Origin of the sequence: Pararhodonellum marinum (genome assembly GCF_015354735.1) — a bacterium.
GTDB lineage: Bacteria > Bacteroidota > Bacteroidia > Cytophagales > Cyclobacteriaceae > Pararhodonellum > Pararhodonellum marinum.
The window spans coordinates 99,831-113,979 of record NZ_JACEFJ010000004.1 but is presented as its reverse complement, the minus strand read 5'-3'; the positions used below and the strand labels follow the sequence as shown (position 1 = coordinate 113,979).

Sequence of the window (14,149 nt, the reverse complement as noted above, 5' to 3'; positions counted from 1 at the left end):
CACACCATTACGCCACTTCTCCAATCACAACTAGATTTTCCAAAGTAGGGCTTTCACTCCCGCCTTTAGGTTCAATGGTGATGGCAAAAGCTCCGGCATCCGAAACCGCCTTCATTTGTTGTAGGCTAAGTTTTTCGCCTGCAGACACCAGCCCTATCCCCAAAGGACCATCCTCACCTATGGCCCAGAGTTGGTAATCCTTATCCTCATCAATAGAAGATAGGTTGTTCACTGAAATCCAAACCTCCTGCTTGTTTTTATCCCAGAAAACATCCACTCTGGCATCCTGCTGTATCTCAAACCCTTCTCCGGTCATCGGAATTCTATCAAAATCCCCAGCCAAAAGGGTTTCCAACTGGGCATCTGCCTCTTGGAACCTGACTTTATATTGGTCTACTTCCTCAGCCATTACCGCCTGATCTTGAATTAATGCGGTCAACCGACTATCCACCTGATAGTAGCGGGAAGCAAAATAAATGGCCAATACTGAAGCTATAAGGGCCACTATTGACGCGGCAGCAGCGTAGGTTTTCCATGGTTGCAAGGGCACTACAGGTGTCGTAGTGTTTTTTTTCTTATCAATTTTTTCCTCAAAAACTTCATTGTCCAAAGTTTCGAAAATCTTGGCTTTGACAGCAGAGGAAGGCTTGGGTCCGGATTGGTTGTCAAAAGCGAACATGGCTGTCTCAATTTCCTCCAATTCTTTTTTGACCTGAGGGTGCTTTTTGGCCATTTCCAGCACTTCTTCACGTTCCCGCTCACTAAGCTCTCCCAGAACAAAAAGTTCCAGTTTACCTGACGATATGTATGCTTGAATATCCACTAAATTTTCTCTAAGTTCTTTTTTAAAACATTTATTCCGGCCCGAATCCTGGATTTGACGGTACCCAGGGGAATATCGAATTCCTCAGCTATTTCCGAATGTGTGAAGCCCTTAAAATAAATACACTCTATCACAAAACGTTGCTCTTCAGAAAGTCGGTCCAACAATTCGCTCACGCCAATTCCGTCCACTATTTCAGAAGTCCCTGACTCGCTGGCCATTCCATATACGTAATCATCTATCGAATTGGTCTTACCTGCATTTGAAAATTCCTTAGACCTTGTTTTGTCAATGGCTGCATTCCTGCAGATGTTGGCCATCCAGGTGTATAACCTTCCCTTGGATGCATCATACCGCTCCATGTTTTTGGTGATCTTGACGAAAGCATCATGGAAAACCTCTTCCGCGATATCCTTGTCCTGAATGATCCTTGAAATCACAGCAAAAAGGGCACGGGAATATTTTTCATACAAATATTCAATGGTCTTTCGGTCCCGGGACCGCAGTCCCGCTATCAATTGTTCTTCTTCCAAAAGTCAAAATGTTAAATACTTTACAAAAAGAAAGCACAAGGATTTACTCCTTGTGCTTATAATATTAGGATAAAGTCATCAGAATTACAAATGAATCACTTCACCATAAGCTGCTGCGGCCGCTTCCATGATGGCCTCTGACATGGTAGGGTGAGGATGTACAGTTTTTATAAGTTCATGACCAGTCGTTTCCAGCTTTCTGATGGCCACAATTTCAGCGATCATCTCGGTAACATTGCTGCCAATCATGTGGCCTCCAAGCAATTCTCCATACTTGGCATCAAATATTAATTTGACAAATCCATCCTTTGCCCCTGCTGCAGATGCTTTTCCAGAGGCTGAGAAGGGGAATTTACCCACTTTCACATCGTAGCCGGCCTCTTTGGCCTGTGCTTCCGTAAAGCCGACCGAGGAAATTTCAGGAATGCAATAGGTGCATCCCGGAATGTTGTTGTAATCAAGCGGCTCAGGGTCAAGTCCTTTTATTTTTTCCACGCAGATGATCCCTTCGGCTGAAGCCACATGAGCCAATGCTGGTCCAGTGGTGACATCTCCAATGGCAAAATATCCAGGCATATTGGTTTTATAAAACTCATCTACCTTGATTTTACCTTTTTCCACCAAGATGCCCACATCCTCCAAACCGATGTTTTCCACATTGGAGGTAACACCTACAGCTGACAGGACGATGTCGCATTCCAGGGTTTCTTCACCTTTGGGGGTTTTTACACTGACCTTGCAGCCTTTTCCCTTGGTATCTACAGCTGTCACTTCTGACTTGGTCATGATTTTGATACCCGCTTTTTTATATATTTTTTCCAAAGCTTTAGAAACTTCTTCATCTTCATTGGGAACGATGCGGTCTAAAAATTCCACAATGGTCACATCCACCCCAATGGCATTGTACACATAGGCAAATTCCACTCCGATGGCTCCGGAACCTACCACCACCATTTTCTCCGGCTTTTTTTCCAGGACCATGGCTTTTCGGTAACCTACAATCTTTTCATTGTCAATTTTCAAGGCAGGTAGCTCTCTTGCCCTGCCCCCCGTAGCAATGATGATGTTATCAGCACTGTAGGTGGTTTTCTTTCCATCCTTGTCTTCAACTTCCACTTTTTTACCGGACTTGACCTTACCCCATCCCAGCAATTGGTCAATCTTGTTTTTCTTAAATAAAAACTGAATGCCTTTGGACATGCCATCAGCAACATCTCTGCTCCTTTTGATCATTTTGGAAAAATCTACTTCCGCATCCTTCACTTGGATACCGTAGTCAGCAGCATGATTGATGTATTCAAAAACCTGGGCGCTTTTAATAAGTGCTTTAGTGGGAATACATCCCCAATTCAAACAGATTCCCCCAAGCTCGGCCGCTTCTACTACGGCGGTTTTTAAGCCCAGTTGAGAAGCACGGATGGCGGCTACATAACCTCCCGGTCCACTTCCTACTACAATCAAATCGTATTTTGTTGAAGACATATCTTTTAGTTTTAATTTCTGGTTAAGCTATGCAAAAATAAGGTTTTTGGCCTTAGAAAAAAATTGGATTTTAGGAAGTAGAGCAGTGTCGAGAATCCACAAATAGAAGTTAAAGGTGAAGTTGAAGACCAGGTTTCAACCCTATTTTTTCTCAAATGTCCTATTTGTAAAATCACTAAATGAGGACCTTTTCAGATTCCGCCATCGATCATGCATGCTTATTCAATCCAAGCAAGAAATAATTTTATCAAATCCTAAGTTAGCATTCCAAAGGAAGCGCTAAAAAATGGGATGAAAAGTCCTCATTAATCAATTGTCATTCTTTAATTATACCCAGAGAAGGTTAGGCTAATCCTGATTTATTTAAAATTTCCTTAATTTTAAGCTCAATTATAACCAACCTAAAAAAAATATGGGATTACTGACAGGAAAAACAGCATTGATCACCGGAGCTTCAAAAGGCATCGGTAGGGCCATTGCCATCAGGTTTGCACAAGAAGGTGCCAATATCGCCTTTACTTATCTTTCCAGTGTCGAAAAAGGGCAAGCCTTGGAAGAGGAACTCAACAGCTACGGAATCCAAGCCAAAGGATTTCGATCTGATGCTTCGGATTTTAACGCAGCCGAGGTTCTGATAAATGGAGTGGTAACCGAATTTGGTAGTTTGGATATTCTGGTCAACAATGCCGGCATCACCCGCGACAACCTATTGATGCGGATGAGTGAAGAAGCCTGGGATGAGGTGATCAACATCAACCTAAAGTCCTGTTTCAATACCGTAAAGGCCGCTACTCGAACAATGATGAAAGCCAAAGCAGGCTCCATCATCAACATTACTTCCGTAGTGGGCATCAAAGGCAATGCTGGACAGGCCAATTATGCGGCCTCCAAAGCAGGAATCATCGGCTTTACCAAATCGGTTGCCTTGGAATTAGGTAGCAGAAACATCCGAAGCAATGCCGTAGCGCCAGGTTTTATAGAAACGGAGATGACTGAGGTGCTGGATGAAAAAACCGTACAGGGCTGGAGAGATGCCATTCCCATGAAGCGCGGCGGTCAGCCGGAAGAAGTCGCCAATGCCTGCGTATTCTTGGGTTCAGACATGAGTTCCTATGTCTCAGGTCAGGTGCTTCAGGTAGATGGGGCTATGTTGACTTAAAAAAGATTGAATCGAAAGAGATCATTTCATTCAGATTAAAACCCAACATCTAGTTTTCACCCCAAATATCAATTTCATTGAAGTCTATCCTGTAAAAGTCAAAAGATTTTTACAGGATTTTTTTGTTCAATTTTAGTTTACTATTTTTTTGCAAACGAGATTCAACCCTAAAATAATTTTTGAAAAACCAACTTTTTAAAAAATTTTCCGTAATTTACATTGATATCATTTTAATATCATTATAACTATGGAAAAACTCACAAAACCCCTCTCCGGCTATCTGATGGTAATGATAGCTGCGGTACTTCTTGTTGCATCGATTTTGTTCCTGACCCGGGGACTGGTAATCCCGGGAATGATTTTGGGATTTGCCTTTATTTTATGCATTCCCGGTTTCTTTACCCTACAGCCCAACAAGGCCATGGTATTGGTTTTATTTGGCGCCTACAAAGGTACTGTGAAAGAAACAGGCTTCTCCTGGGTCAATCCATTTATGGTGAAGCAAAAAATCTCTCTCCGTGTCAGGAATTTTGAAAACAAACCCTTGAAAGTAAATGACAAAATCGGAAATCCCGTGATGGTGGGAACCATTGTGGTCTGGCAGGTGGAAGACACCTTCAAAGCGACTTTTGATGTGGAGGATTATGAGAATTTTGTCCATCTTCAAACTGATGCCGCAGTCAGAAAAATGGCCGGCAAATACCCCTATGATGATTTTGAGGCAGAAAATGCAGAGATAACGTTAAGGTCGGGAGTAGAAGATGTCAATCATTCTCTGGAAGAGGAAATCAGTGACAGGCTGATGCATGCCGGAATCAAAGTTATTGAGGCAAGGATCTCACATTTGGCATATTCCTCAGAAATTGCTTCAGCCATGCTCCAAAGGCAACAGGCAACAGCCATCGTAGCGGCAAGAAGGAAAATCGTGGATGGTGCAGTAGGCATGGTAGAAATGGCACTGGAAGATCTCAAGATCAAAGGAATCATTGATTTCGAGGAAGAGAAAAAAGCGGCCATGGTCAGTAACCTGATGGTTGTCCTTTGTTCTGATAGAAGTGTCAGTCCCGTTCTAAATGTAGGAACCCTGAATCACTAGAAAATGCCGGTCAAGGAAAAGCAGGATTTTCGAAGTAGCTTTTTGTTGTATGGCATCCTTATGATTGAACTGCCAAAAAACTTAGCGATAGATGGAATGTGAGCTCACCTCAAAAAATTACAGAAAATGGAAAATTTCATCTTTAAAGAATCACAAAAATTCCGACAAAAATGGATATGGGTTTTAATGACCTTGCTTACTTTAGTCACGATTTACCTGATTTTGACCACAGGTTCATCTATTTCTGCCGATAATTTTGGTAAAGTGTTTTCTATGTTGCTTTTAGGGCTGATGTGGTGGTTGCTTTTGGCCATAAATATGGAAGTGTACATGGATCAAAATGAACTCAAATATCGATATCCTCCTTTTATCAACCGATGGCGAAGATTTCCATTTGATCAAATTGATCAATTGGAGATTATAGAATACAATTCATTTTGGGAATTTGGTGGTTGGGGCATCCGATACAATCTAAATTACTGGTTGTATAATACTGGCGGGAAATATGGAATTAAGGTCAAATCCGGAAAGAAAAATTTCATCTTGGGCACTTTTAAGCCTGATGAAGCTCGGATAGTGATTGACCATTTTAATCAACAAAAATCTTTTTGATCATGTCCAGGAAAAAAGCATTTGCACTTAGAATAGATGAGGAAATGATGAAAGCGGTGGAGAAGTGGGCTGCAGATGAATTCAGAAGTACAAATGGGCAATTGGAGTGGATCATTTATGAATCTCTCAAAAAATCAGGCAGGTTACCCCGATCTCCCAAAACTTAATCTCTGATTTTGTTTCCTGGTCAAATAAATAAACATCAAAATTTCTAAGCAGATCATGTATAAGGAAAAATCACATTTAATATTACTTTTGTTTAAAATAGACTTAATTTATTAAAAATAAATTTTAAATTAAGCGGAATTTGTTTAAATTAAGCTGTATATTGCTTTTACTTAAAAATTGAAAATCAATTTTAAGGCGACCTCTTGTTTGCAATCGAAAAATCTACCCTTTAATTAAACACAGGGCTTATTGATTCAAACACAATTAATTTTAAGATTAAACTAAAATACATTCCAATGAAATTGATCATAAAAACTGCAGCTATTTTCACACTTGTTTTCCTATGTAACTTAGGGTTTTCTCAAGCCCAAAATAGCAATTATGTGAAAGAGGTGGATGAAAAAACTGAAAAGAAAATTCTGAAAGCAGAGAGTAAATTGGAAAAAATTGATGAGAAAATTGAAAAAGCAGAAACAAAGCTCAATAAAGACCAAAATAAATTTGAAACACAAAATGCAAAAGGAGATCTTTCTCCAAACGATGTGATCAAATGGAACAAAAAACTGGACAAACAGAACAGTAAAATTGAAAAATTAGAAAAACAGGCACAAAAATTAGAAGAATTTTTGGCTCCTTACTCTAGGATTGAAGATGGGAATTAAGATTATCCCCTATTCTTCCACTTCTGCAATATAGAGCAATTGCTGACTTTCAAAATCATATAAAGTAAGTTGTCTTAACTCATAATAAGCTGTCCAATAATCCCTTAAAGAAGCTATATACCTTTCTTTGTTTGAGTCTTTTTCTGTCTGGGCGATGTTCAGGTTGGTGATATCTACTTTTCCACTTAAGTAGCGTTGTCTGGAAATCTCATAGCGCTTATCTGCTACTTCATCGGCTTTTTTCGAAATCTCAATCCGATCCTTTAGCTGTTGAAAATTCTTCACCTGTACAAATACCTCCTGTTCGAAATTGATTATTTCCTGTTCGATGGTGTAATCCACCAGTTTTTGGTTGGCAGTAGCTATTCCCATCCTGGCCTTGTTGCGACCCCAATCCAATATCGGGACACCCAAACGAAGATTGACCAACGCTTGCTGATTAGGGTCAGAAAAAATATCCCAAAAAGTAAATGCAGCATTGTTATATCCATAACTCGCCTCTAGGTTCATGTTGAACCTAGAACCCCTTGCTCTAGCCACCTCGGCTTCAGCTTCTATTTTTTGCCTTGCAAAGGCTACAGCATCAGCACGGTTCTGGAATGCCAAATCAATGGCTTGGTCCACGTCTACGATAAACTGCGGAATATCATCTGGAAGTATAAGATTAAAATCAACAGTTTCGTTTAAACCTATAAAGGATCTGATTTCCAATGCCGAGGATTCCTGATCCAATCTTGCCGAAGCAAGGTTTTGTTCGGCTTCCAAAACACGCAATTCTACCTGGAGCAATTGATCTTCAGTAGTAGTCCCAATGTTATACCTCCCATTTTCTATTCTAAAAATCTCTTCGGTATTGTTTTTATTTTTAAAAGCAATTTCATAGCGGACTTGTGCCAACAGGTAATTGAAAAATAAATTGGTTGCAATCCGGCTGATGTTTTCCATTTCTTCGACATAGGTCTTTTTGCTTTCCTCATACCGAAGGGGTTCGATCTTTTTGTTCCATTTGAGGTCATTGAATGCAAAAATGGGCTGCACAAGTCTTACATTGACTGGAATACCACTATATCTTGTTTGAAAATCTCCTGGCAAGGAACGGAAATTATCAAATCGGTTGGTAGCGGTATTTACAGAAATAATGCCTCCTGTTGCCGCAATGTTTTGTTCCAACCCCAAACCTAATTCCACCAAGTTTTGCTCAACCTCTCTAAACTCAATGGTACCGTCAGGTTGTACCACCTGGGTAACGGATTGGTTGTATCCGGGAATCAGACCCTGGAACCTAAGTTGAGGATTATAATCGGATTGAAAAAAGCGATATTGCCAATACCTGTTTTCCCTTTGGGTTTCAGCCCGCAAGGCCGCCGGGGAATTGGATTTAGCTCGGCTGATGATGTCCTCAAGGGTGTAATTGATTTTTTCTTGGGCAATAACAGGTTGCAAATGGCCAATAAGCATGGCCAAAATCATCATTTTGTAAATTCTTCTACTCATATCTTAGGGAATCTATGGGATCTTGATTGGCAGCTCTACGGGCAGGAGCTATTCCAAAAACCAAACCTACGGCGGCAGCTACGCCAAATGAAACAAATATGGATGAAAAGGTAATTATGGTGGGAAAGTCTCCCAAACTCGATACGACATTGGCTAAGACAATTCCCAAAATAACCCCTATAAGTCCTCCTGAAACACTAATCATAATGGCTTCAAATAAAAACTGATTCACAATATCGGATTTTTTTGCTCCTAACGAAAGCCTTAGTCCTATTTCTTTTATTCTTTCCATTACCGATGCCAACATGATGTTCATGATTCCGATTCCTCCTACCAAAAGCGAGATACCTGCAATCGCACCGAGAACGATATTAAAAATGTTTTGGGTCTTTTGTTGTTGTTTCAATAACATTTCAGGAATCGTAATTTCAAAATCAACCACGCCGTAATGTTTCCTTTCTAGCAATTTGGCTATCACCTCAGCTGTTGGATTTAAAAGGCCGCTTTCTTCTACCTGAACCACCAGTTTGTCAATTTGGTGGTAATTGCCTCGGCTTTCATTGCCATTTTCGCTGTCTCTAAGGTCTGCGGTGGTGACCAAATTCCTGTTTTTATACCTTACCAGCATACTTTGGATAGGTATATACACATCCATATTGAAATCCCGGATTCCCAGTTTGGAAATACTCTGTTCCGAAACCTTGCGGTCCTCCATGATTCCGATTATTTCAAGCCACTGATTGCCACTTTTTATTTTCTTTCCTATAGGATTTTCTTTCGAAAAAAATCTGGTCTGAATACTTCTCCCAATGATGCAAACCGGATCCCCCTTTATCAGATTATTTTCTGTAAACATCTTTCCTTCGTTTAATTTGAAGTCCAAAACGTCAAAATACTGTGGGGTTACACCTACTAGTTTAGCAGACCTTCGAATACCGCCTTTTACAATATGGGTATCAAAAACAACTTCTGGACTTATTTTTTTAATCCCTGGAATGGTGTTTTGAATGGCCTCCACATCCATGAGGCTCATGCCGGGAGAAAATCGGCCCCGCTCTTTTTCGAGATCACTGTTTTCATCCACTTGTTCATCTACTTGTTCTACTATCGGAGCAATGACAATGTTATTGACACCTACCAGCCTGATCTGCTCAAGAATTTCCTGTTGGGCTCCATTCCCTATTGCAAGCATGGCTATGACTGCTGCAACACCAAAAATTATCCCTAAAGCAGTCAAAAGAGATCTCATTTTATTACCCAAAATGGCCTCGAAAGCAATGTAAAAATTAGCTTTTAATCTTTCATCAATCATAAAGAATTGCTGTTTTTCTGGCAATGGGGATTTGAAGGAGATTTTATTGATCTTCTTGCATCGGATGGGATAAAGAAGTAAAATCAACATTTCCTGCTAAGGTCTCTTCCAGTTGATCATTCCTTTTTCCATTTAATTCATCCAGTAATTTGACGGCTACATTCTGTCCCCATGAGGGGGTGGATAAATATACTTTATCGCCCTCTTTCAGACCTATTTCTATAATGACATCATTGGCATTGGCCATGCCTAACTTCACTTCTTGTTTGGTCCCGTTTTTTAAGTAGACATAATTGATACTGTCATTTTCTACATTAACAGCCTCTAACGGAACATAAAGGGCTTCTTCAAACTCATCAACAATGATACTGTTTCCAGTCGTCATAGACGGTCTCAACAAAGGATCACTTTCATTGACCTTCACAATCACTTCAAATACTTTTGCATCAGAGTTGGGCCTCTGCTGACCCACATTGGCTACTTTGGTTACGACTCCTGTAAGTTTCTTTTCTGGAAATGCATCTAAATTCAATTCTACCAATTGACCGGGTTTCACTTTCCTTATATCCACTTCATTGATAAATGTAACGCTTTGCATAGCAGTTAGGTCTGGTAATGTGGCTACCACGGGACTCCACGAACTGATTTGGGAGCCTTCTCTTACTTTCCCACCTCTACCCTGGGTATAGATGACCATGCCATCCTGAGGAGCCAATACCACAAACTTTTCTAAAACGTCCTCCATCTGGGTGACCTCAAGTCTTACTTCTCTGAGTTTGGCCGTTACCTCTGTCATTCTGGCCTTTTCCTGCATGGTTTTGATTCTGTATCTTTCTTTTGCTTGTTCAAATTCTCTGATGGCCCTTTCAACATTGTATTCATTTTGTTTGATAATTGCTGGTGGTTCATATTCAGATTGTTCCAAGACCAATCTTTTTTCTCCTACCATATACTCCAAATTGAGTAAATTATCACGCTCAGCCCTCAATACCAAAGAGGTATCCAATTGAATCTGTTCATACTGAGCCTGTATTTGTTCAAAATCCAACCTTTTGTCTTCGAGTCTTCCAAAAAGCTCGGTTTTATCCAGGGAGGCGATAAATTCACCTTTCTTCACCACTGTCCCTTCATCCACCATATTTTCAATGGTGAAGTTGCCTACTCTGAACCGCCTTGCTTCTGTAGGACCTAAAACTTGCACAGATCTAAGGGCCTCCAGTTCTCCTGAGGTAGTAATTTCAACTTTAAACTTACCTAGCTTAGTCTCTGACAAAATTTCATTTCCTTCTCCCGTAGATGATGGAGAAAAGATGAGATATAATACAAAAACTATTACTGCACTGCCTAGGGTCCAATAAATTAATTTTAATTTCATTTTTTTATCATTGACTTGCTTAGGAATCAAGGAAATTCCCATATTCAAAATTAACTATTTGAGGATGGATTAAAGACCCAATGAAATTTTTATAGCACCATTGGAGTAAATCCTTAGAGAAATAGTCCTATTTGGGTTGGTGATTATGGCAGTTCCCTATCAATGATTAAATTGCCGTGCTTTAACTTTATTGCTTGTCAACCATGAAATCCCTGATCAGTATAATTATTCGGTATATCCCTAGGAAATTCTTACAGGTGTTCAGCCATTTTTTCTTAAGGATCCTGGCCTTCTTTTATCGGGGTGCTAATGTAACCTGTCCAGTATGTGGTCACAGTTTTAAAAAATTCCTTCCCTATGGTCGTAAAGCAAGGGAAAATGCACTCTGCCCCCATTGTTTGGCATTGGAAAGACATAGGTTGATGTGGCTTTTCCTTCAGAAAGAGACCCCATTTTTCAAGGATGAATTGAAGGTTCTTCACGTAGCGCCTGAACACTGTTTTATTGATAGATTTGAAAGAATGAAGAATCTGGAATACATCACAGGGGATCTTGAATCTCCCTTGGCCAAGGTAAAAATGGACATTCATGAGATCCCTTTTGAGGCAAACAGTTTCGATGTGGTTTTCTGCAATCATGTGATGGAGCATGTGGCCGATGATCTCAAAGCCTGCAGTGAAATCAACAGGGTATTGAAAACTGATGGGTGGGGAATTATCCAATCTCCTGTATACGACCTGCCACAAACCTTGGAAGATCCTAACATCACATCACCACGTGAAAGGGAAAAACATTTTGGACAAAGGGACCATGTGCGGAAATACGGAAGGGACTATGCAGAGCGGCTGAGTCGGTCTGGGCTCACCGTCAAGGAAAACCATTTTGTGAAAAGCCTATCAAAAGACCTAATCGAAAAACACGCCCTCCCAGAAAATGAAGTAATATTTTTTTGTGAAAAAGGCGGGCATTGAAATTCACAAAGGACCCTGCTTTCTCCAACTCCCCACCAATATCCCCCATCCGTAAGCGGTAAGTTGGCCAAAAGAAGTAAAAAGGCTGAGAAAACCTACTATAACAGACTGAGAAATGACAGTTGCGTGTAAAAAAATCAACAAAAACCAAATACCATAAACCCCCATAGCCAGTTTAAACAAGGGTAAATAAAGGATAGAAATTATTGGAAAAATAAATAGACCCATTAAGAAAATAACCGGAAATAGATGAACTGGCTGTAGAGCCTCGGGATGGTATCTGCTGACATTGATCCTGTTTTTCCCGAAAGAATAACATTGCCTAAGAAATGAGTCGAAATCATTTCTCCGGGCATGGTACACAAATGCCTCCTTTACCAGTTCCAGCCTATACCCTGCCTTCTTGATCCTGAAACTTAATTCTATATCCTCTCCTTGATTGGGATCGATAAATCCTCTGGTCTCCTCAAAAACCGCTTTGGACATTCCCATATTGAATCCCCTTGCCTGAAATTTTGCTGGATCCTTCATCTTACCCCTGATACCGCCGGTAGTAAATACTGAGGTCATGCTGTAATTGATTGCTTTTTGCAGTGAGGAAAAATCTTTTGCGGCTGCATCGGGTCCCCCATGGGCATCAAGTTGCCTTTCCAAAATGGATTTGTTGAGGATTTCAAAGTAATTTTTTGGAATGATGCAGTCCGAGTCAAAAAGAACAAAATAGTCCCCTTTGGCCATCTTCATTCCATAATTTCTGGCTAGACCCTGCCCTTGATTTTCCTCATAGAAATACCTGATAGACAATTTGGAGGAATATTCAGCAATCTCTTTTTCACAGGTAAGATCTGAGCCATCCTCTACTACAATAACCTCAAAAAACTTATAGGTTTGATCCAAAAGACTTTCCAAAAGTCTTCCTATTTCCTCAGGTCTGTTGTAGACAGGGATGATGATGGAAAAAAACATCAGAAATCCATATTTAATACTTCATCAATGTTGTATTCTTTTTTGGTGGAATTGTTGGATATCATCATTTCAGCGAGAAAACCAGTCAGAAAAAGCTGAATTCCAGCCACCAAGGCCACCAAGGCCAAAAAGAAAAGGGGCTGATTTGTGATATCCCGGACTATGATGCCTTTCTGTAAGCCATAAATCTTTTCTGCAATCAACCATATGGTGATCAAAAATCCAGAGATGAAAGAAAGGCTGCCCAAGGTGCCAAAAAAATGCATGGGCTTTTTTCTGTACCGGTTTACGAATGAAACAGAAATCAAATCCAAAAACCCGTTCACAAACCTTTCCAACCCAAATTTTGTGGTGCCGTATTTCCGGGGTCGATGGTCTACAACCTTCTCACCAATCTGATTGAATCCATTCCATTTCGCTATCAATGGAATATATCGATGCATCTCTCCATAGAGATGGATGTTCTTGACCACCTTGTTTTGGTACGCTTTCAGGCCACAATTAAAGTCATGCAGCTTGATTCCTGAAATCATGCGCGTAACCCCATTGAAAAACCGGGAGGGAACCGTCTTGGTGATCGGATCATGCCGTTTTTTTTTCCATCCGGATACTACCTGATAACCTTCTTCCACAATCATCCTGTAAAGATGCGGTATTTCTTCAGGACTGTCCTGCAGGTCAGCATCCATGGTGATCACCACATCCCCTTTGGCCCTGGCAAAGCCCACGTCGAGCGCAGCTGATTTACCATAATTCCGGGTAAAACCAACTGCTTTGACATGCGAGTCGGAATTACCCAGATTCTTGATGACTTCCCATGATTGATCAGAACTTCCGTCATTGATGAAAATAAGCTCATAAGAGTAACCTTCAGCTTTCATTACCCGAGTAATCCAACTATGGAGTTCGGGTAGGCTTTCTTCTTCATTGAAAACGGGTACAATTACGGAAATCTGAATCATTTATCTTTTAATAGTCGAAATCTTCTGTCTTTTTATTGATTGCCGCTGCCACTGCACCCAAGATCAGTCCGGCAAACAAAGCACTAAATAGCGTGGAAAAGGAGATGAATTCGGCGGTTTGGAACATTTTCACAAACTCAGGTACCTGATCTGGGTCAGGAGCTCCGCCTAACCTTTCCTGCATTTCCTCACTGGCTTCCAACATTTTGTCCAAGTAGGTCGTGTCTACAAATTTGATGTATAGATAAAAACCAACGGAGCGGATAAGTCCGCCTAAAAGGGCAACCAATATGGCAATGCCATAACCTTTTCCAAAGCTCATGACCCCATTGTCATTTACATATTCTTTGGTCGCAAAATAAAACATTAAAAAAGCAATGGTAATGTTAATGATAGAGGACAAAATTGTTCCGGATGTCGAGCCAGATCCCAGGTTAAGCACTGCCCCCAAAATGACTACAATAAGTCCAATCAGCCCATAAATCAATCCCCATTTTTTGACTACATCTCCTGTTGTTGTTTGATTTTCCATAA

At 40.5% G+C, this 14,149-nt stretch carries 15 protein-coding genes; 6 read left to right on the top strand and 9 right to left on the bottom strand.

The window, feature by feature from the left end:
* Positions 1-7: 7 nt before the first annotated feature.
* The 3 genes from H1A14_RS09800 to lpdA form a co-directional block, all read right to left on the bottom strand.
* Positions 8-823 carry an anti-sigma factor gene (locus H1A14_RS09800; protein ID WP_194776077.1) on the bottom strand — a complete coding sequence of 272 codons (816 nt, stop codon included), beginning with the start codon at positions 821-823 and terminating at the stop codon, positions 8-10.
* Complete coding sequence (locus tag H1A14_RS09795) at positions 823-1,356, bottom strand: RNA polymerase sigma factor (protein WP_194776076.1); 534 nt, start codon at positions 1,354-1,356, stop codon at positions 823-825. Before H1A14_RS09795 ends, H1A14_RS09800 begins: the two co-directional genes overlap by 1 nt.
* A gap of 84 nt (positions 1,357-1,440) precedes the next feature.
* Entirely contained in the window at positions 1,441-2,838 is a 1,398-nt protein-coding gene (lpdA, locus tag H1A14_RS09790; protein WP_194776075.1) for a dihydrolipoyl dehydrogenase, read from the bottom strand.
* Between the two features lie 412 nt (positions 2,839-3,250).
* Here lpdA and fabG point away from each other — a divergent pair, with 412 nt between their 5' ends.
* The 5 genes from fabG to H1A14_RS09765 all read left to right on the top strand — a co-directional run bounded on the left by fabG (position 3,251) and on the right by H1A14_RS09765 (position 6,535).
* Positions 3,251-3,997 carry a 3-oxoacyl-[acyl-carrier-protein] reductase gene (fabG, locus tag H1A14_RS09785; RefSeq protein WP_194776074.1) on the top strand — a complete coding sequence of 249 codons (747 nt, stop codon included), beginning with the start codon at positions 3,251-3,253 and terminating at the stop codon, positions 3,995-3,997.
* Positions 3,998-4,244: 247 nt separating this feature from the next.
* On the top strand, positions 4,245-5,093 hold the full coding sequence (locus H1A14_RS09780) for an SPFH domain-containing protein (RefSeq protein ID WP_194776073.1): 849 nt from the start codon (positions 4,245-4,247) through the stop codon (positions 5,091-5,093).
* Between the two features lie 126 nt (positions 5,094-5,219).
* Positions 5,220-5,705: a hypothetical protein gene (locus H1A14_RS09775; protein ID WP_194776072.1), complete on the top strand. Its 486-nt coding sequence runs from the start codon at positions 5,220-5,222 to the stop codon at positions 5,703-5,705.
* Between the two features lie 2 nt (positions 5,706-5,707).
* Positions 5,708-5,872 (top strand): Arc family DNA-binding protein, encoded by a 165-nt coding sequence (locus H1A14_RS09770; RefSeq protein ID WP_194776071.1) that lies wholly within the window; start codon positions 5,708-5,710, stop codon positions 5,870-5,872.
* A gap of 297 nt (positions 5,873-6,169) precedes the next feature.
* A complete protein-coding gene (locus H1A14_RS09765; protein ID WP_194776070.1) occupies positions 6,170-6,535 on the top strand; it encodes a hypothetical protein in 366 nt (121 codons plus the stop codon).
* A gap of 9 nt (positions 6,536-6,544) precedes the next feature.
* Here the strand turns inward: H1A14_RS09765 and H1A14_RS09760 are convergent, their stop codons facing one another.
* Genes H1A14_RS09760 through H1A14_RS09750 form a run of 3 tightly spaced genes read right to left on the bottom strand, consistent with a single transcriptional unit; the run spans position 6,545 to position 10,716 of the window.
* Positions 6,545-8,029 carry a TolC family protein gene (locus tag H1A14_RS09760; RefSeq protein WP_194776069.1) on the bottom strand — a complete coding sequence of 495 codons (1,485 nt, stop codon included), beginning with the start codon at positions 8,027-8,029 and terminating at the stop codon, positions 6,545-6,547.
* The gene (locus H1A14_RS09755; protein WP_194776068.1) at positions 8,022-9,341 is read right to left on the bottom strand and encodes an ABC transporter permease; all 1,320 of its coding nucleotides are present in this window, start codon (positions 9,339-9,341) and stop codon (positions 8,022-8,024) included. The genes H1A14_RS09760 and H1A14_RS09755 overlap by 8 nt, the downstream gene beginning before the upstream one ends.
* A 43-nt stretch (positions 9,342-9,384) precedes the next feature.
* A complete protein-coding gene (locus tag H1A14_RS09750) occupies positions 9,385-10,716 on the bottom strand; it encodes an efflux RND transporter periplasmic adaptor subunit (protein WP_194776067.1) in 1,332 nt (443 codons plus the stop codon).
* A gap of 203 nt (positions 10,717-10,919) precedes the next feature.
* Here H1A14_RS09750 and H1A14_RS09745 point away from each other — a divergent pair, with 203 nt between their 5' ends.
* On the top strand, positions 10,920-11,687 hold the full coding sequence (locus H1A14_RS09745) for a class I SAM-dependent methyltransferase (RefSeq protein WP_194776066.1): 768 nt from the start codon (positions 10,920-10,922) through the stop codon (positions 11,685-11,687).
* 3 nt (positions 11,688-11,690) lie between these two features.
* Here the strand turns inward: H1A14_RS09745 and H1A14_RS09740 are convergent, their stop codons facing one another.
* From H1A14_RS09740 to H1A14_RS09730, 3 genes are read right to left on the bottom strand one after another with little or no spacing between them, the layout of a single operon-like run.
* Positions 11,691-12,653 (bottom strand): glycosyltransferase, encoded by a 963-nt coding sequence (locus H1A14_RS09740; protein ID WP_194776065.1) that lies wholly within the window; start codon positions 12,651-12,653, stop codon positions 11,691-11,693.
* Positions 12,653-13,615: a glycosyltransferase family 2 protein gene (locus H1A14_RS09735; protein WP_194776064.1), complete on the bottom strand. Its 963-nt coding sequence runs from the start codon at positions 13,613-13,615 to the stop codon at positions 12,653-12,655. Before H1A14_RS09735 ends, H1A14_RS09740 begins: the two co-directional genes overlap by 1 nt.
* Before the next feature lie 7 nt (positions 13,616-13,622).
* Positions 13,623-14,147, bottom strand: coding sequence for a DUF4199 domain-containing protein (locus H1A14_RS09730; protein WP_194776063.1), 525 nt, complete (start codon positions 14,145-14,147; stop codon positions 13,623-13,625).
* Between the last annotated feature and the right edge of the window lie 2 nt (positions 14,148-14,149).

Coding starts and splice junctions, on each gene's coding strand:
- lpdA (WP_194776075.1), bottom strand. CDS start 2,838: ATGTCTTCAACAAAATACGATTTGATTGTAGTAGGAAGTGGACCGGGA.
- fabG (WP_194776074.1), top strand. CDS start 3,251: ATGGGATTACTGACAGGAAAAACAGCATTGATCACCGGAGCTTCAAAA.
- H1A14_RS09780 (WP_194776073.1), top strand. CDS start 4,245: ATGGAAAAACTCACAAAACCCCTCTCCGGCTATCTGATGGTAATGATA.
- H1A14_RS09775 (WP_194776072.1), top strand. CDS start 5,220: ATGGAAAATTTCATCTTTAAAGAATCACAAAAATTCCGACAAAAATGG.
- H1A14_RS09770 (WP_194776071.1), top strand. CDS start 5,708: ATGTCCAGGAAAAAAGCATTTGCACTTAGAATAGATGAGGAAATGATG.
- H1A14_RS09765 (WP_194776070.1), top strand. CDS start 6,170: ATGAAATTGATCATAAAAACTGCAGCTATTTTCACACTTGTTTTCCTA.
- H1A14_RS09760 (WP_194776069.1), bottom strand. CDS start 8,029: ATGAGTAGAAGAATTTACAAAATGATGATTTTGGCCATGCTTATTGGC.
- H1A14_RS09755 (WP_194776068.1), bottom strand. CDS start 9,341: ATGATTGATGAAAGATTAAAAGCTAATTTTTACATTGCTTTCGAGGCC.
- H1A14_RS09750 (WP_194776067.1), bottom strand. CDS start 10,716: ATGAAATTAAAATTAATTTATTGGACCCTAGGCAGTGCAGTAATAGTT.
- H1A14_RS09745 (WP_194776066.1), top strand. CDS start 10,920: ATGAAATCCCTGATCAGTATAATTATTCGGTATATCCCTAGGAAATTC.
- H1A14_RS09740 (WP_194776065.1), bottom strand. CDS start 12,653: ATGTTTTTTTCCATCATCATCCCTGTCTACAACAGACCTGAGGAAATA.
- H1A14_RS09735 (WP_194776064.1), bottom strand. CDS start 13,615: ATGATTCAGATTTCCGTAATTGTACCCGTTTTCAATGAAGAAGAAAGC.
- H1A14_RS09730 (WP_194776063.1), bottom strand. CDS start 14,147: ATGGAAAATCAAACAACAACAGGAGATGTAGTCAAAAAATGGGGATTG.